This is a genomic window from Xanthomonas sp. NCPPB 3200, from assembly GCF_056393585.1.
In genome coordinates, this window is record NZ_CM150785.1 from 3122539 (window position 1) to 3139153 (window position 16615).

15 protein-coding genes are annotated in these 16615 nt (G+C 67.1%); 9 read left to right on the forward strand and 6 right to left on the reverse strand.

From position 1 onward, the window contains the following. Positions 1-107: 107 nt before the first annotated feature. A complete protein-coding gene (leuS, locus tag AC06DU_RS13595; RefSeq protein ID WP_478202634.1) occupies positions 108-2750 on the reverse strand; it encodes a leucine--tRNA ligase in 2643 nt (880 codons plus the stop codon). Positions 2751-2822: 72 nt separating this feature from the next. Continuing rightward, positions 2823-3434: a DUF998 domain-containing protein gene (locus tag AC06DU_RS13600; RefSeq protein ID WP_039522279.1), complete on the reverse strand. Its 612-nt coding sequence runs from the start codon at positions 3432-3434 to the stop codon at positions 2823-2825. Positions 3435-3621: 187 nt separating this feature from the next. Between AC06DU_RS13600 and trxA the strand changes: the two genes are divergently transcribed. The 4 genes from trxA to AC06DU_RS13620 all read left to right on the forward strand — a co-directional run bounded on the left by trxA (position 3622) and on the right by AC06DU_RS13620 (position 6516). Further along, positions 3622-4479 (forward strand): thioredoxin, encoded by an 858-nt coding sequence (trxA, locus tag AC06DU_RS13605; protein ID WP_478202635.1) that lies wholly within the window; start codon positions 3622-3624, stop codon positions 4477-4479. A gap of 116 nt (positions 4480-4595) precedes the next feature. Further along, entirely contained in the window at positions 4596-5045 is a 450-nt protein-coding gene (locus AC06DU_RS13610) for a DUF4442 domain-containing protein (protein WP_478202636.1), read from the forward strand. 171 nt (positions 5046-5216) lie between these two features. Continuing rightward, positions 5217-5459, forward strand: a complete 243-nt coding sequence (locus tag AC06DU_RS13615; protein ID WP_054591530.1) for a DUF378 domain-containing protein — start codon at positions 5217-5219, stop codon at positions 5457-5459. Positions 5460-5610: 151 nt separating this feature from the next. Further along, on the forward strand, positions 5611-6516 hold the full coding sequence (locus AC06DU_RS13620) for a peptidylprolyl isomerase (protein WP_104577158.1): 906 nt from the start codon (positions 5611-5613) through the stop codon (positions 6514-6516). A 51-nt stretch (positions 6517-6567) separates the two neighbouring features. Here the strand turns inward: AC06DU_RS13620 and AC06DU_RS13625 are convergent, their stop codons facing one another. Then, positions 6568-7455, reverse strand: coding sequence for a DMT family transporter (locus tag AC06DU_RS13625; RefSeq protein ID WP_039522286.1), 888 nt, complete (start codon positions 7453-7455; stop codon positions 6568-6570). A gap of 170 nt (positions 7456-7625) precedes the next feature. On the opposite strand from AC06DU_RS13625, the gene AC06DU_RS13630 reads away from it, so the two are divergent. The 4 genes from AC06DU_RS13630 to AC06DU_RS13645 all read left to right on the forward strand — a co-directional run bounded on the left by AC06DU_RS13630 (position 7626) and on the right by AC06DU_RS13645 (position 11042). Beyond that, positions 7626-8561, forward strand: a complete 936-nt coding sequence (locus AC06DU_RS13630; protein ID WP_065032495.1) for a LysR substrate-binding domain-containing protein — start codon at positions 7626-7628, stop codon at positions 8559-8561. A 327-nt stretch (positions 8562-8888) separates the two neighbouring features. Next, positions 8889-9203, forward strand: a complete 315-nt coding sequence (locus tag AC06DU_RS13635; protein ID WP_024939743.1) for a metalloregulator ArsR/SmtB family transcription factor — start codon at positions 8889-8891, stop codon at positions 9201-9203. 30 nt (positions 9204-9233) lie between these two features. Continuing rightward, on the forward strand, positions 9234-10667 hold the full coding sequence (locus tag AC06DU_RS13640) for a DUF2867 domain-containing protein (protein WP_478202637.1): 1434 nt from the start codon (positions 9234-9236) through the stop codon (positions 10665-10667). An 81-nt stretch (positions 10668-10748) separates the two neighbouring features. Further along, on the forward strand, positions 10749-11042 hold the full coding sequence (locus AC06DU_RS13645; RefSeq protein WP_005994696.1) for a hypothetical protein: 294 nt from the start codon (positions 10749-10751) through the stop codon (positions 11040-11042). 205 nt (positions 11043-11247) lie between these two features. Here the strand turns inward: AC06DU_RS13645 and AC06DU_RS13650 are convergent, their stop codons facing one another. Together AC06DU_RS13650 and AC06DU_RS13655 are read right to left on the reverse strand one after the other, a co-directional pair. Continuing rightward, on the reverse strand, positions 11248-12057 hold the full coding sequence (locus tag AC06DU_RS13650) for a DUF4349 domain-containing protein (RefSeq protein ID WP_478202638.1): 810 nt from the start codon (positions 12055-12057) through the stop codon (positions 11248-11250). Beyond that, positions 12054-12461, reverse strand: a complete 408-nt coding sequence (locus AC06DU_RS13655; RefSeq protein WP_478202639.1) for a GFA family protein — start codon at positions 12459-12461, stop codon at positions 12054-12056. The genes AC06DU_RS13650 and AC06DU_RS13655 overlap by 4 nt, the downstream gene beginning before the upstream one ends. Positions 12462-12507: 46 nt before the next feature. Between AC06DU_RS13655 and AC06DU_RS13660 the strand changes: the two genes are divergently transcribed. Next, positions 12508-14313: a DUF885 domain-containing protein gene (locus AC06DU_RS13660; RefSeq protein WP_154832301.1), complete on the forward strand. Its 1806-nt coding sequence runs from the start codon at positions 12508-12510 to the stop codon at positions 14311-14313. A 304-nt stretch (positions 14314-14617) separates the two neighbouring features. Here AC06DU_RS13660 and AC06DU_RS13665 read toward each other — a convergent pair whose 3' ends face one another. Further along, positions 14618-16450, reverse strand: a complete 1833-nt coding sequence (locus AC06DU_RS13665) for an ABC transporter ATP-binding protein (protein ID WP_102253798.1) — start codon at positions 16448-16450, stop codon at positions 14618-14620. Positions 16451-16615: the final 165 nt, after the last annotated feature.

Sequence of the window (16615 nt, forward strand, 5' to 3'; positions counted from 1 at the left end):
CGTCGCCACGCGCCGGTGAAATGAATGACCACACGCCACTGCGGCAATCTCACCTGCGCGTCGCCACGCCGGTCCGCGACACTGCACGGACCGGCGATCGGCAACGATCAGCCCGCCACGATATTCACGATCTTGCCGGGCACGATGATGATCTTGCGCACGCTCAGCCCTTCCAGGAACTTGGCCGCGTTCGGCTCGGCCTGGGCCAGCGCCTCGATCTGCTCGCGTCCGACATCGGCGGCCACCTCGATGGTGCCGCGCAACTTGCCGTTGACCTGCACCGCCAGGGTCAGCGCGTCGCGCACCAGCGCGGCGGCATCGACCTGCGGAAACGCGACATCTTCCAGCAGCGTCTCGCCGTGGCCCAGCACCTGCCACAGGGTGTGGCTGGCGTGCGGGGTGATCGGGTTGAGCAGCAGCACCATCGCTTCCAGGGCTTCCTGGCGCACCGCCCGGCCCTGCGCACTGGCATCGTCGAACTTGGCCAGCGCGTTGGACAGTTCCATCACTGCGGCGATCGCGGTGTTGAAGCTGTGGCGGCGGCCGTAGTCGTCGCTGACCTTGCCGATGGTTTCGTGGGTCTTGCGGCGGATCGCCTTCTGCTCGGCGCTCAGCGCGGCGGCGTCCAGTGCGGCGGCGGCGCCCTCGCCCACATGCTTGTGCACCTGCACCCACAGCCGGCGCATGAAGCGCGCCATGCCATCGACGCCGGCCTCGTTCCATTCCAGCGACTGCTCCGGCGGGGCGGCGAACATCGAGAACAGCCGCACCGTGTCGGCGCCGTACTTGGCCACCATCGACTGCGGGTCCACGCCGTTGTTCTTGGACTTGGACATCTTCTCGGTGCCGCCGATGTGCACCGGCTGGCCGTCGGCGATCAGTACCGCGCCGGTGACGCGGCCGCGCTCGTCGCGCTGGATTTCCACGTCGGCCGGATTGATCCAGTCCTTGCCGCCGTTATCGGCATCGCGATAGAAGGTGTCGGCGATGACCATGCCCTGGGTGAGCAGGTTGGTCACCGGCTCGTCGCTGTCCACCAGCCGCGCGTCGCGCATGAGCTTGTGATAGAAGCGGAAGTACATCAGGTGCAGGATCGCGTGCTCGATGCCGCCCACGTACAGGTCGGCCGGCATCCAGTAGTTGGCGCGGCGGTCGACCATGTCGCGTGCGTTGGGGCTGGTGTAGCGCGCCACGTACCAGCTCGACTCCATGAAGGTGTCGAAGGTGTCGGTCTCGCGCTCGGCCGGGCCGCCGCAATCCGGGCAGGTGGTCTGGCGCCAGGTCGGGTCGGTCTTGATCGGCGAACCGGTGCCGGCAAATTCCACGTTCTCCGGCAGCACCACCGGCAACTGGTCTTCCGGCACCGGCACCGCGCCGCACTTGGCGCAATAGATCACCGGGATCGGGCAGCCCCAATAGCGCTGGCGGCTCACGCCCCAGTCGCGCAGGCGGTAATTGACCCGGCGCTGGCCCTGGCCCTTGCGCTCGAAACGCTCGGCCAGTGCCTCGAAGGCGCCGCCGAAATCCAGGCCGTCGAACTCGGCCGAATTGATCAGCTCCAGCGGGCGGCTCTTGTCGGTGTACCAGTCGCGCCACTGGCTGGCGTCCCAGCGCTGCTCGTCGTCGTTGCGCGGCTCGCGCAGCTTGACCACCTGCACGATCGGCAGCCTGTACTTGTTGGCGAACTCGAAATCACGCTGGTCGTGGCCGGGCACCGCCATCACCGCGCCGGTGCCGTAGCCCATCAGCACGAAGTTGGCCACCCACACCGGCACCTGCTCGCCGCTGATCGGATGCACCGCGGTCAGGCCGGTGGCCATGCCGCGTTTTTCCTGGGTTTCCAGCTCGGCTTCGGAGACGCCGCCGTGCTTGAGCGTTTCCAGCAGCGCGGCCAGCTCCGGATTGGATTTGGCCGCATGCAACGCCAACGGATGCTCGGCGGCGATCGACACGAAGGTCACGCCCATCAGCGTGTCCGGGCGGGTGGTGAACACGCGCAGCGGGTCCAGCGGTGCGCCGTCGGTGTCGCGCACATCGAACTGGATCTCCAGCCCTTCAGAGCGGCCGATCCAGTTGCGCTGCATGGTCTTGACCGAATCCGGCCAGCCGTCCAGCTGGTCCAGCCCGTCGAGCAGTTCCTGCGCGTAGTCGGTGATACGCAGGAACCACTGCGGGATCTCGCGTTTTTCCACCAGCGCGCCGGAGCGCCAGCCGCGGCCGTCGATGACCTGCTCGTTGGCCAGCACGGTCTGATCGATCGGGTCCCAGTTCACCACCGCGTTGCGGCGATAGGCCAGGCCCTTGCGCATCAGCCGGGTGAACATGCGCTGCTCGTGCACGTAGTACTCGGGCGTACAGGTGGCGAACTCGCGCGACCAGTCGATCGCATAGCCCAGCGATTTGAGCTGGCCACGCATGTGGTCGATGTTGGCGTAGGTCCACTTGGCCGGCGCGGTCTTGTTCTTGATCGCCGCGTTTTCCGCCGGCAATCCGAACGCATCCCAGCCCATCGGCTGCATCACGTTGTGGCCGGTCATGCGCTTGTAGCGGCTGACCACATCGGAGATGGTGTAGTTGCGCACATGGCCCATGTGCAGCGCACCGGACGGGTACGGCAGCATCGACAGGCAATAGAACTTCGGCTTGTCCGAAGTTTCGTCGACCTGGAAGGCGTGGGTGGCATCCCAGAACTGCTGGGCGGAGGTTTCGACCTGCTGCGGGTCGTAGGCGTTCGGTTCGACGGTGGACATTGGGAGCGGATGCTCGGGCGGTGCAAAGCGGCACAGGGTACCGCAGTGCAGCAGGTGCTCCAAACGCTTGCCTCAGGTGGCGGGTCTGGCCGGCCAGCGCCAGGCCGCCACCGCGAGCCAGCCGACCCAGGCCAGGAACGCCAGGCGCTGGGCGATCGCCTGCCGCAGCAGGCCCGGCGGGCCGAACGCCAGCACCGCCACCAGCAGCCCCGCGCCCAGGCTCAGCCATGCCAGTGCGCGGGTGCCGGGCTGGTTGAGCAGCGCGGCGGCGAGCAGCAACATGCCCGGCACGAAGGCCACCGCCCACAGCAGCCAGGCGGTGGCATGGGCCTGGCTGGCGCGCCCGTCCAGATCGGTGGGGTCCAAGGGCAAGGCGCCCATGCCGAGAAAGGCCAGCCCGGCCAGTACGATCAACTGCCCGCCCACGCGCAGGCTCCAGCTGGACCTGGCCGGCATGCGCGCCAGCAGGCTGACCCCGGTGGCCATGCCGAGCGCACCGACCAGCACGAACGCCAGCAGGTTGAAGCCCAGCGCATGCGGCACCCCGTTGGCACCGAGCAGCGCAACCGGATGGCTGGCCTGCAGGTAACCGGGCAGTGCCACGCCGAAGCCGGCCACCGCCAGCACGAAGACGGTTGCGGCGACCAGGCCCAGGTAGCGCTGGGTGCCATCGATGCGTGTCATTGCCTTGCTCCAACGCGGGGCGCAGGCTGCGCCACCAGGACGCAGCATTGTCGTGCCGGGCGCGCGTGGCGTGAACCCCTGCCGGCGTGACGGCCGGCCACGCCATGCGCGCGGGCCGGCCAGCCTTGTGTCGGCCCGGTTTGCCACCATTACCTCCCACTGTTGCCGCAATCACTTCTGGAAGCCCATGTCCGACAAGCCGCACGTATTCGATGCCACCACCGACACCTTCGAGACCGAGGTCCTGCAGAAATCGTTGACGACACCGGTGCTGGTGGACTTCTGGGCCACCTGGTGCGGCCCCTGCAAGTCGTTGACGCCGATCCTTGAAAAGCTCGCCGCCGACTACAACGGCGCCTTCGAGCTGGCCAAGGTCGATGTGGACAAGGAGCAACAGATCGCCGCCGCGTTCCAGATCCGCTCGGTGCCGACGGTGTTCCTGGTCAAGGGCGGCGAGCTGGTCGACGGCTTCCCGGGCGCGATGCCGGAAGGCCAGGTGCGCGAATTCCTGACCCAGCACGGCGTGCTGCCGGCCGAGCCGCAGGTCGCCGACGCACTGCCGCCGGCCCCGCTCGAGCCGCAGGACCAGGTCGCCGCGCTGCGTGAGGCGATCGCCGCCGAGCCGGATAAGGACGAGCTCAAGCTGGACCTGGCACTGGCGCTCCTCAAGACCGGCGACACCGCCGAGGCCGAGCAGTTGATCGACGCCCTGCCCGCCAACCTGGCCACCGACGACCGTGCGGTGCGCGCCGAGGCCCGGCTGAGCTTTGCCAATGTGCTCAAGGACGCGCCGGACGCCGACGCGCTGCAGGCCGCCGTTGCCGCCAACGGCGCCGACCTGCGTGCACGCCATCTGCTTGGCGTGCGCCACCTGCTCGACGGCCACGACGAGGCCGCGCTGGAGCAGTTCCTGGAAATGCTGCGGCAGGACCGCGCCTTCGACGACAACCTGCCGCGGCGTAGCCTGATCGATGCGTTCCGGGTGATCGAGGACGAAGACCTGGTCGGCCGCTACCGCCGCAAGATGTCGTCGCTGGTGTTCTAAGCACCGCCGGCACCACGGCGCCCGGTTTGCTGGCCGGGCGCTGCCGTCACCGCCACAACCTCCATACGCATGCGAATGGTATGCTGCAGGCCCGCCCCGCCATAGACCCTGGCCGCATGCGCGCTTCACTGTTCAAGCTCGGTATCAACCTGTGGCCGCCGTACCTGTTCGCCGGCATCCACGTCACCTCGTTGTCTCCCGACTACCGCTACGCACGCGTGGAGCTGCGCCAGCGGCCGTGGAATCGCAATTACGTCGGCACCCATTTCGGCGGCAGCCTGTTCGCGATGACCGACCCGTTCTGGATGCTGCTGACCATGCAGAACCTGGGGCGCGACTACTACGTGTGGGACAAGGCCGGCAGCATCGAGTTCGTCAAACCCGGGCGCGGTACGGTGAGCGCGGAGTTCGTCATCGACGACAGCGTGCTGGCCGAGTTGCGCGCGGCCACCGCCAGTGGCGAAAAACACCTGCGCTGGTTCGAAAACGTGGTGCACAACCGCCAGGGCGAGGTGGTGGCGCGCGTGCGCAAGCAGTTGTACGTCAAGCGCAAACCGGCACGCTGACACTGCGCCGTCGGCGCGCTGCCAGATGGCCAACACACTGCATCGGTTTCACGCGGGTCGGCTGGACGTGATCGTGGCGTGCGCAAGCCCGTCATGCCCTCGCGCACGCTCACGAGGTGTTGCGCGCGGCATGCGGACGCTGGGGTCTCCCAACCCACACGGACTGTCTTCATGAAAACGCTCAACGTCATCACCCTGGTGCTTCTTATCGTCGGCGGCTTGAACTGGGGCCTGGTCGGTCTGTTCCAGTTCGATCTGGTCGCCACGCTGTTCGGCGGCCAGGATGCCCTGCTGTCGCGTGTGGTCTACACGCTGGTCGGCATCTCTGCGTTGTGGCAGCTGGTCCCGCTGTTCCGTAACGACCATGACGCCAACGTTCACCACACCAGCCCGCACGTGCGCAACACCCCGTAAGCGCACAGCTGAAGCAGGCATGCGCGTGACAGCACGACGCCGGCGCATTCCGCCGGCGTCCTGCTATGCGTTTATGCACGTTGCGTCCAGGCGCTTTGCGTCCGGGCGCGTGGTCGGCAAGAATCGGGCATCCCTCCCGCTGGCTGCCTTCATGCTTCTGCGCACTGTTGCTTCCGCCTGCCTGCTTGCCCTGGTGTTACCCGCTGCCGCCAACGCGGCCTATCGCAGCCCGCAGCAGATCCTGGATGCCTCGCCGGCCAGCGCCTGGCGCGTGCTCGACCCCGAGCGCACGCTGTACCTGGAGCTGGATGGCGGACGGGTGATCATCGAGCTGGCGCCGCAGTTTGCGCCCGCGCACGTGGGCAACATCCGCACCCTGGCGCACGAGCGCTTCTGGGACGGGCTCAGCATCTACCGTTCGCAGGACAACTTCGTGGTGCAGTTTGGCGACCCGGATGGCGAGACGCCGGCCAAGGCCAAGTCACTGGGCTCGGCGAAGACGCACCTGCCGGCCGAATTCGAACGCCCGTCGCAGGGCCTGGATTTCCAGCGCCTGCCCGACAGCGATGGCTGGGCAGCGCAGGTGGGCTTTGTCGACGGCTTCCCGGTCGGGCGCGACAGCGCCAGCGGCAAGACCTGGCTGGCGCATTGCTACGGCACCCTGGGCGCCGGCCGCAACAACGACGAAGACAGCAGCATCGGCGCCGAGCTGTATGTGGTCACCGGGCAATCGCCGCGCCAGCTGGACCGCAACATCACCGTGGTCGGCCGCGTGGTCAAGGGCATGGAGTTGCTCAGCGTGATCCCGCGCGGCCCGGACCCGATGGGTTTCTACAAAGACCCCGCGCAGCGCTCGCCAATCCGCGCCATTCGCCTGGCCAGCGAGGTGCCCATGCCCGAACGCACGCCACTGCAGTTGCTGCGCACCGACAGCCAGACCTTCCGCGATGTGGCCGAAGCGCGCCGCAATCGCAAGGACGATTTCTACAAGCGCCCGGCCGGGCATATCGATCTGTGCAATGTGCCGTTGCCGGTGCGGACGCCGCCGGCTGGCTGAGTCGGGAATCGGGAATCGGGAATCGGGAATCGTAAAGCGGCGCGCGCGTGACTAGCGGGCGCGCTGGCTGAAGGCGACGCTGCCCAGGATCAGCACCGCGGCCACCAGCATGGTCCAGGTCAGCGGCTCGCCCAGCAGCGACCATGCCAGCAATGCGCCGAACACCGGCACCAGATAGGTCACCGTGGAGGCGCGTGCCGGGCCGATGCGCTGGATCAGGCGGTAATACATCAGGAACGCCAACCCGGTGCACACCACGCCCAGCGCAGTGGCGCAGGCCCAGGCCACAGCCGGCACCGGCGTGGTTGGCCACTGCAACCAGGCCAGCGGTGCCAGCAGCAACGCGCTGCAACCCAGCGTGGACGCCGCCGATGCGGCCGGCGGCAAATCGCCCATGTGGCGCTTCACCAGGTTGTAGCCGATGCCGTACAGCAGCGACGCGGTGGCGCCCGCCAGTGCCGCCGGCCCCACGCTCAACCCGGCCGACTTGCCGGTGGCCAGCACCAGCACGCCGATGAAACCGATCAACAAGGCCAGCGCGCGACGCGTGCCGATCTTCTCGCCGAAGAACAGGAAGGCGATCAATGCGGTGAACAGCACCGTCATCGCATTGCAGATCGCACCGATCGCGGCCGGCGCGTGTTGCGCGCCCCAGGCGAACAGCAGGAACGGCAACGCGGAGTTGAGCACGCCGATCGCCGCCAGCATCGGCCAGCGACGCAGCGGGAAGCGTTCGCGCGCCAGCCACAGGAACGGCAACAGCACCAATGCACCGAGCGCCAGGCGGATTTCCACCAGCGCCACGGTGCCGAACCTGGGTGCGGCCACGCGCATGAACAGGAACGAGCAACCCCAGACGATGCCGAGAAACCCCAACTCCAGCGGGGTGCGCCATTCGCGTGCCGCAACCGCTGGCTGCGTCGCCGGCTGCGCGCTCATGGCCGCACCTGCGCACGCTGCCGTGATGTGCTGAAACCGCAAGAGACAACATCAGGCAAGCAGACGGGCATGGCACGATCATCGCGATGGGGTAATGCAGCATCGGTTGCAACCGCAGGCGCGACAAGCGCGTAGTATCGAGGCGAGCCACAAATCTCACTCATGCCTCGATGAACTTGCGCCCCACCCTGCTGCCCGCGCTGGGCGTGTTCGCCGCCGCCGCGCGCCACCAGAACTTCGCGCATGCCGCCGAAGAACTGCATCTGACCGCCAGCGCGGTCAGCCACCATGTGCGCAAGCTCGAAGCGCTGCTCGGCGTGACCCTGTTCCAGCGCTTGCCGCGCGGGGTCAAGCTCACCGCCGAGGGCCGCCAGCTGGCCGACGCCGCCACCGCTGCATTGGCCGAGATCGCCTCGGTGGCCGGCAACCTGCATCCGCGCGAAGACGCCATCCCGCTGCGCGTGACCACCTTGCGCTCGCTGTCGTACTGCTGGCTGTTGCCGCGGCTGCCGCGCTTCTGTCGCGCGCATCCGCATATCCGCATGGATCTGCAATCGGACGCGGCGTTTTCGCGCTTCGAAGAAGGCGGCCCGGATCTCGGCATCCGCTACGGCCAGGGCGCCTGGCCCGGATTGACCTCGCATCATCTGATGGACGACGAACTGTTTCCGGTGGCCTCGCCGTCACTGCCGGAGGTCGCTGCGCTGCGCACGCCGGCGCAGATCGCGCAATTGCCGCTGCTCACCGACATGTCGCCGCAGGGCTGGCGCGACTGGTTCCGTGCCGCCCAGGTGCGCGGCACCACACTGCCGCCGATGCATACCTTCAACGACAGCACCGACGCAATGCGCGCGGCCGTCTATGGCCTGGGCGCGGTGCTGGCGCGCAAGCACATCGCCCAACCGTACCTGCAGCGTTACGAGCTGGTACGCCTGCCCGGCCCCACCCTCAAGGCACGCTACGCCTACTACATCGTGCACCCCAGCCACCGCGTCCCCGGCCCTGCGGCAATGGCGTTTATCGATTGGCTCAAGCGCGAGGCGCTGGACGAGCGCACCCCGATGCCTGCCTTGCCGGCAGAGCTGCTGGCACTGCCTGCGGTCTGAGGCGGCTGCTTGCATCACTGCGACCTTGCATGCCGGGCCCTGCCTGGAGGACTTGAGCGCGGTGCCTGAGCCGGTGCTGCCGGACTGATCTGGCATGCCTGGGCTGCAGGCCGCCAACCGCAAAACCCTTCAGCACCTATCGGCTGCGACCTGCCCCGCGGGCAGATCCCGCGCGCCAGAGGCCTGGACATCCCCCATCACCGCAACGTCGGCGACAGCCGCCAGCCGCGCCCGACCACCGCCGGGCAGCGCCGCGCCGAAAAGACGCTTGACATGGGCCGCCATAAAATCAATTAATTAGCTAATTCGTTAATTGCCTAATTCCTTATGTCCATCGACCGCATCTTCGAAGCCCTTGCCTCCCAGCCCCGCCGCAAGATGCTGGCGTGCCTGGCAGACCAGGAACTCACCGCCGGCCAGATCGGGCAGTTGTTCGAAATGAGCGCGCCAGCCATCTCGCGGCATCTGTCGGTGCTGGAAAGCGCCGGGCTGGTATCCAGCGAACGGCGCGGCCAGTTCGTGGTCTACCGGCTCACCCCGGACAACATGGTCAACACGCTCAGCAGCTTTGCCTTCGAAGTCTGCCCGGCCTCGGCGCCGCTCAAGCGCAAGGCGCGCGCCTTGACCAAGAAGACCTCCTGACTCTCCTCCGGCCGCAAAGGACTCATGCCGATGTTCAGCACGCCCCAGCAACGCCCTGCCGATGCACAGGCAGGTTTTCCGTCAGTCCGTCTGGAGTCCTACAGCGGCGGTCTGCCGGTGGAGGTCACGCTGATCGCACAGCTGGGCGTGGGCGCAGGCAACCCGTTGATCGAACAGGCCTGCCGCCGCCAGCGCGCGCATCCCAGTTTTCACGATGCGCTGGACGAGCCATCGGCACGCCTGGCCGGCACCGACTTTGCGCACGGCGAATCGACTGCCCTGTTCTCGTTTGCGGTGGGCGCCAACGGCCACCCGTTCCATCGCCACGCCGGCCATCGCATGTTCACCGCCATCACCGGCAGCAGCGGCGCGCAACTGCGCTTCTGCACCGCCTCGATGGAGCAGATCGAACAGGATCCACAGCACTTTCTGGCGGCGTTGCGGCATATCGATCTACCGGCCGACTGCCTATTCACCGTGCGCTTTGGCGGCGGCACCTGGCATCAGTTCGCACCGCTCAAAGCGCAAGCCGCATACCCGGCATTTTTCGCACTGTCCTGCCACAGCGACGAGGCCGGCGGCGCGTTGAGCGATGCGGTGCGCGCACGCGTGCTGTCCGGCACCGCCGATATCGCCACGCTCACCGAAACGCTGCCGGAGGCGGTGATCGGGCTACTGGCCTCGGCGCAGGCACGCGCGCTGCAGATCCCCACCGTACGCCTGTCGTTGGCCGCATCGCCAGGCAGCAGCAGGTCTGCATGGTGCGGCCGGCTGCGCGCGCTCAGCGGCAGGCTGCGCCAGGCAGTGAGCCGGCTGCGTCGACCGGTGGGGTTCGTTGCAATGGCACCGCAGCTGGCGCAGGTCAGCGTGCATGCCGAGCCCAAGCCCGGCTCGCTGCTGACCCGGCACCTGCAGGGCTTCGATCATCAGGACAGCGTACGTCTGCGCCTGCAGCCGCATCAGTTGCGTCAACGCGGTGCGCACACCTTGATGGCGTTGCTGCTGGAGGGGTTCACCGAGCGCGCGCCGCGCGGCGTGACCTGGTTGATGCGGCTGCGCAATGCGCTGGTGGCGCCGCTGCAGTTGCGAACTTCTCCGCTGGGCTGCCCGGTGTCTTCGTTGCTGTCGGCACAGCGCGACTGCCTGTTCGCAGGGCGATTCCCGGTACTTGCGCAAGACAACGCGCCACTGGATCGACGCGTGCAGGTATTGCTGGGCGCCGACGACCGCCACCTGGTCTTCCGCAGCAGCGTGGGCGTGGAAGTGCTGGAGGATGGCAGCGTGGAGCTCAGCCTGGAGACGCGCGTGGCCTGCCGCAACAGGTTTGGCCGCGTTTACATGGCCCTGGTGGACGGCGTGCACCATCGCTACATCGCACCGGCGCTACTGCGCACTGCCGCCCAGGCCCTGCTGGTGCCGGTACTGGAGACCACCGCAGCACAGGCAACCGCGCGGCGCCCGTGAGCGGCCAGCGCACGCGGCCATCACCCGATCTTGCCTGACGGCTGCCTAGTCTTTGGGTCCCCAATCCAAGGAAGCTTTCCCATGCCGACTCTTCGCATGCGTATCACCGGCACCGACGACGACGCGCGTGCCATCGCCAACCTGCTGCAGAGCATCGAAGGCATCGAGCACGTGGAAGAAGTCGACGACCTGATGCCGCACCTGGATGACGACGATTCCAGCTCGGCCGGCCTGTCCGACGACGAAGGTCCGGGCAGCCACGAGTTCGAAGTGGAAGCCGGCAACGATGCCACTGCGCAGAAGGTGCGCGACGCCGTGCAGGAGCTGGCCCTGCAGCTGGACGTGTTTGTCGAGTACGAATTCGACGAAGGCTGAGCCGGCTGCGTACCGACTGCGCTGCACTTGCGCGCAGTCGGTGTCTGGAGATATTGCACACCACGTGCTGTACCGCGATCGCGTGCAAGCAGCGCAACCAGGATCGACGTGCTACCGCGCAACGCGTCGAGTAGCTGCGTGAAGTAATCGCCCTTCCCAAAACATGCGCAGCTAATGCGGCATCGCCGACCAGCTACGCAGTGGATCAGGACATCCGGCGTCGCCGCGCACGCCAACGCCATGCCTGCAGCAGCAGCCAGCCGACGAGCAACCCCAGCACCACCACCGGCAGCAACGCCGCCACTGCACGGATCACGAAGGCCACGCTGGATGCGAAGACCTGGCCGAATTCGGCTGCCGCCTCGGCAATCTCGCCCCTGCCCTGCTCGCCACCGGTGCCGCGGAAATTGAGCGTCAGCAACTGCGTGCGCACGCGCCGTTGCTGCTGCGCGGCGTCCTGCTGGGTCTGCTGCGCTTCGGCCTCGATCTCGGCAAGCCGCTTGGACAGGGCCAGCAGATCGGTCACGGCCAGGTCGCGGCGCTGCTGCAGTTCGAGCAGGCGCGCATGTTCTTTCTGCAGGCGCGCCTGTGCCAGCCCGGTATCGGCGATCTGCTGCGCCAGATCCTCGGCACGCGTGCTGCGCGCGGCGACATCGCCATGCTGGCCGGCCAGTTGCACCATCGGCTCGATGCCGTCCGGAGCTAACCGCACGCTGACGCTGCCGCTGGGGTCGTGCCCACCGGTTTGTTCCACCGCCAGCAGCGCGCAGTCGCCGAACTGCGCCGACTGGCAGGCGGTGCGTACTGCGGCGATGCGTTGATCGATCTGATCGGCCGGCAGTTCGATGCGTACATCGTGCTCATACGCCAGCGCATTGCCTTGCGCGGCGGGCGGTGCCGGTGCCGGCGCCGGCGCGCCGCCGTCTGCCGCCATCTCGCCCGACGGCCTGGCACATCCGCTCAGCGCCCAGCCCAGCAACAAGCCGACCGCGTACCACTGCATCCGGCGCCTCATCGGCTGGCTCCATCGGCCACGTGCATGCTCTGCACGGTCAGACCCGGCGCGGACACACCGCGCAGCTTGACCGCCACACTGGCCTCGCCAGTCCTGCAACGCACGCCCGTGCTGAAAGGCGCACTGCCGCGCTGCGGGAAGTGGTGGTGATTGGCATGCTGCCGGTTGAAGCGATGGATTCCCGGCATCTCGGGCGCCGCCTGCAGGCGCAATGGCGCGCGCATGCCGGGCCGCAGCAGGCCACCACGGCGACGGCATGACGCACACGTGCGCTCGCACGCCTCGGGGTTCGGCGCATCGGTGTGCGGGTCGAACGCGATGCGTCCGCAATGACAGCTGTGGGCGTCGTGCATGGTGATCCTCCTTGAAAGCGGCCACTCTAAACCAATGGCGGATGCGGACAAGCGCGCACATGCCTATGCTGGCGGATTGCTTCCATTGGAATCCACCATGCGTCAACGTCTGCTTGTCCTCGCCCTGCTCGCCGGCCTGAGCGCCTGCCAGCAGCAGCCCGAATCGCCGCGCGCCGGCAGCCCCGATGCCGCGACGCAGGCTGCGCAGACGCCGGATGCGCGCTTTGCGGCGCTGTCCAAGCGCGCGCTCGACACCTGGATGCAGCTGTCGCCGGTCACCGCCACTCAGACCGGCGATCACCGTTTCGATACGCAGATCGACGATCTGAGCAGCGCCGGGCGCCAGCGCAGCCTGGAGGCCGGCAAGAAGCTATTGAGTGAGCTGGATGCCATCGAGGTGGCCAAGCTGTCGCGCGAGAACCAGGTCGATGCGGCCATTTTGCGCAACCAGCTGCAATCGGAAATCTGGAACACCGAGGTGCTGCAGAGCTGGGCCTGGGACCCGCAGGTCTACAACGGCCTGGCCGGCAGCGCGCTGTATGGCCTGATGGCGCGCGACTTCGCGCCGCTGTCCGAGCGCCTGAGCTCCGCCACGCAGCGCATGGAGAAGATTCCCGGCATCTTTGCGCAGGCACGCGAAAACCTGGACCCGGCCCGCGTGCCGAAGATCCATGCCGAAACGGTGGCCAAGCAGAACAAGGGCATCCTCAGCATCGTCGATACCTTCATCGCGCCCAATATCGGCCAGCTCGGCCCGATCGAAGCGGCCCGCGCGCAGGCCGCCATCGACGACCTGCGCAAGGCCGTGGCCGAGCAGCAGACCTGGCTGGATACCGTGCTGGTGCCCAATGCCAAGGGCGATTTCCGCGTCGGTGCGCAGATCTACGACCAGAAGCTGAAATTCGCGCTGCTGTCGTCGTTGTCGCGCGCCGAGATCAAGCAGCGCGCCGAGTCCGAGCTCAAGCGCGTCCGCAGCGAGATGTACGGCATTGCCCGCACGGTGCTCAAGGACAAGCCCGGTGCACCCAAACTGCCCGAGACGCCCAACGACGACCAGCAGCAGGCCGCGATCGAGGCGGCGCTGGAACTGGCCTATGCCGACAAGCCGGCACGCGACAAGGTGGTCGACGACGCCAAGGCCGCACTGGCGCAGTCCACCGAGTTCGTACGCCAGAAGGATCTGATGACGCTGCCCGATTCGCCGGTGGACATCATCCTGATGCCGGAGTTCCAGCGCGGCGTGGCGGTGGCGTACTGCGATTCGCCCGGCCCGCTCGACAAGAATCTCAAGACCTTCTATGCGGTCTCGCCGATTCCCGACGACTGGAACGACAAACAGGTCGATTCGTTCCTGCGCGAGTACAACAGCCGCATGATCCACCTGCTCAGCATCCACGAAGGCACCCCGGGTCATTACCTGGAAGGCTGGCATTCGGCCAAGTTCCCCTCCACGCTGCGCGCGGTGCTGCGCTCGGGCATGTTCGCCGAAGGCTGGGCGGTCTACACCGAACGCATGATGCAGGAACAGGGCTATCTGGATAACGACCCGCTGTTCCATCTGGTGCAGCTCAAGTTCTACCTGCGCACCATTGCCAACGCCATCCTCGATCAGGGCGTGCATGTGGATGGCTGGGAGCGCGACAAGGCGATGCACCTGATGACCCACGACACCTTCCAGCAGGAAAGCGAAGCGGCGGGCAAGTGGGTGCGAGCGCAGCTGTCGTCCGCGCAGCTGCCGACCTACTTCGTCGGCGTGCAGGAACATCTGGACACGCGCAAGGCGGTGCAGGACAAGCTGGGCAAGGACTTCAACCTGAAGGCGTACCACGACCAGATGCTGTCCTACGGCGCCCCACCGGTGCGCTTTGCACGCGAGTTGATGCTGGACCAGCCGATCGAGTGATTGATCCTTCTCCTACCGGGAGAACAAGCACTCTTCGCCCCTCGGGAGAAGGTGTCCCGCAGGGGCGGATGAGGGTGCGGGCGAAGCCTGGTGTGGCCGGAACTAGCGAGTGGCTTCGCCCCGTACCCTCACCCCAACCCCCGCTCAGCGCCCCGGCCCGCGCTTGCAGCGCGGGCGCTCCAAGGCACGCGCGCAAGTGGCGCGCAAGCCGTGCCTTGGCGCCCCGGCAGGAGAGGGGCGTATTGCTGCGGTGGTTGCACGTTTGTGCAGCCCACTAATTTGCGCAGCCCACTAAACAGCGACCTCAGCCATCCGCTGCAACAAACCCGCCGGTCTGCCGCGCCCACAGGCGTGCATACAGCCCGCCCTGCGCGATCAGTTGCGCATGCGTGCCGGTCTCGACGATGCGTCCGGCATCCATCACCACCAGCCGGTCCATGCGCGCGATGGTGGAGAGGCGGTGCGCAATCGCAATCACCGTCTTGTTGCCCATCAACGCGTCCAGGCTATCCTGGATCGCCGCTTCCACTTCCGAGTCCAGCGCCGAGGTGGCCTCGTCCAGGATCAGGATCGGCGCATCCTTCAGCAGCACGCGCGCAATGGCGATGCGCTGCCGCTGACCGCCCGACAGCTTGACCCCGCGTTCGCCCACATAGGCATCGAATCCGCGCCGGCCTTCGCCATCGACCAGCGTGTCGATGAAGCCTTCCGCGCGCGCCTTGCGCACCGCTTCCAGCATCTGCGCGTCGCTGGCCTGCGGCCTGCCATACAGCAGGTTGTCGCGGATCGAACGATGCAATAGCGAGGTGTCCTGGGTGACCAGGCCGATCTGCCCGCGCAGGCTTTCCTGGGTAACCTGGGCGATGTCCTGCCCGTCGATGAGGATGCGCCCCTGCTCCAGGTCGTACAGCCGCAGCAGCACGTTGACCAGGGTCGACTTGCCCGCGCCCGACGGCCCGACCAGGCCGATCTTCTCGCCAGCACGCACCTGCAGGTCCAGCCCGGCGATCACCCCGCCGCGCTTGCCGTAATGGAAATGGATGTGCTCGAACTGCACCTGGCCGTGCGTCACCTGCAACGGCACGGCGTCGGGCGCGTCCTGCACCAGCACCGGCTGCGAGATGGTCTGCATGCCGTCCTGCACGCTGCCGATGTCTTCGAAGATGCCGTTGACCGTCCACATGATCCAGCCGGACATGTTGTGGATGCGGATCACCAGGCCGGTGGCCAGCGTGATCGCGCCGACGCTGATCTGGCCGCGGCTCCACAGCCACAACGCCAGCCCGCAGGTGCCCACGATCAGGAAGCCGTTGGCCACCGCAATGGCGGTATCCATCGTGGTGGTCACGCGGGTCTGCCCGCGATGCTTCACCGCCAGCTCGTCGATCGCATCGCGCACATAGGCCTGTTCGCGGCCGGCATGGGCGAACAGCTTGAGCGTGGAGATATTGGTGTAGCCGTCGACGATGCGCCCGGTGGCCTTGGAGCGTGCATCCGACGCGATCCACGCGCGCGCCTTCATGCGCGGCACGAAGAACGCCATCAGCGCGACATATACCACCAGCCAGATCAGTAGCGGCAGCATCAGCCAAGGGTCGGCCTGCGCAAACAGCCACAGTGCGCTGCCGGTATAGACCACGATGTACCAGAGCGCATCGACCATCTGCACCGCCGATTCGCGCAGCGAGGTCCCGGTCTGCATCACCCGGTTGGCGATCCGGCCGGCGAAATCGTTGTTGAAGAAGCCCAGGCTCTGCCGTACCACGTAGTTGTGCATCAGCCAGCGCGAGCGGTTGCTCAGGCCCGGCACGATCGCCTGGTTGACCAGCAGGTTGTGCAGCCCGGTGAACAGCGGGCGCGCCACCAGCGTGATTGCCGCCATCCAGAGCAATTCGCCGGCATGCCGGCGGAAGAAGTCCGCTCCCGGTCGCTCGGCCAGCATATCGACGATGCGCCCGAGGAAGTCGAACATCGCCACTTCCACCAGGGCCAGCAGCAGCCCGGCGATCAGCGTGGCCAGCAGGATCGGCCACAACGGCCGCAGATAATGCAGATAGAACCGCCACACGCTGCGCGGCGGCATTTCCCGCTCGATCGGCGGGAAGACATCGATCAGGGATTCGAACCAGCGGAACATCGCAGACGCTTTCGGGAAAAACCGGGAGATCAGGCTAGCTGATCGCGCGTCAAGCTGCAGTGGCGCTGGCGTCGGGTTGCTGCAGCATCACCTGCACGGCAGGCTGCGCTGTGTGCGGCAGGCAACCGGTCCCGTCGCATCGGTTCCGATGGCCCAGGCCATGCG

Excerpts from the sequence above, each read along its gene's own strand:
- AC06DU_RS13645 (WP_005994696.1), top strand. The coding sequence starts at position 10,749 with ATGCCGACTCTTCGCATGCGTATCACCGGCACCGACGACGACGCGCGT.
- AC06DU_RS13635 (WP_024939743.1), top strand. The coding sequence starts at position 8,889 with ATGTCCATCGACCGCATCTTCGAAGCCCTTGCCTCCCAGCCCCGCCGC.
- AC06DU_RS13625 (WP_039522286.1), bottom strand. The coding sequence starts at position 7,455 with ATGAGCGCGCAGCCGGCGACGCAGCCAGCGGTTGCGGCACGCGAATGG.
- AC06DU_RS13650 (WP_478202638.1), bottom strand. The coding sequence starts at position 12,057 with ATGAGGCGCCGGATGCAGTGGTACGCGGTCGGCTTGTTGCTGGGCTGG.
- AC06DU_RS13610 (WP_478202636.1), top strand. The coding sequence starts at position 4,596 with ATGCGCGCTTCACTGTTCAAGCTCGGTATCAACCTGTGGCCGCCGTAC.
- AC06DU_RS13660 (WP_154832301.1), top strand. The coding sequence starts at position 12,508 with ATGCGTCAACGTCTGCTTGTCCTCGCCCTGCTCGCCGGCCTGAGCGCC.
- AC06DU_RS13665 (WP_102253798.1), bottom strand. The coding sequence starts at position 16,450 with ATGTTCCGCTGGTTCGAATCCCTGATCGATGTCTTCCCGCCGATCGAG.
- AC06DU_RS13640 (WP_478202637.1), top strand. The coding sequence starts at position 9,234 with ATGTTCAGCACGCCCCAGCAACGCCCTGCCGATGCACAGGCAGGTTTT.
- leuS (WP_478202634.1), bottom strand. The coding sequence starts at position 2,750 with ATGTCCACCGTCGAACCGAACGCCTACGACCCGCAGCAGGTCGAAACC.
- AC06DU_RS13620 (WP_104577158.1), top strand. The coding sequence starts at position 5,611 with ATGCTTCTGCGCACTGTTGCTTCCGCCTGCCTGCTTGCCCTGGTGTTA.
- AC06DU_RS13630 (WP_065032495.1), top strand. The coding sequence starts at position 7,626 with ATGAACTTGCGCCCCACCCTGCTGCCCGCGCTGGGCGTGTTCGCCGCC.
- AC06DU_RS13615 (WP_054591530.1), top strand. The coding sequence starts at position 5,217 with ATGAAAACGCTCAACGTCATCACCCTGGTGCTTCTTATCGTCGGCGGC.
- trxA (WP_478202635.1), top strand. The coding sequence starts at position 3,622 with ATGTCCGACAAGCCGCACGTATTCGATGCCACCACCGACACCTTCGAG.
- AC06DU_RS13600 (WP_039522279.1), bottom strand. The coding sequence starts at position 3,434 with ATGACACGCATCGATGGCACCCAGCGCTACCTGGGCCTGGTCGCCGCA.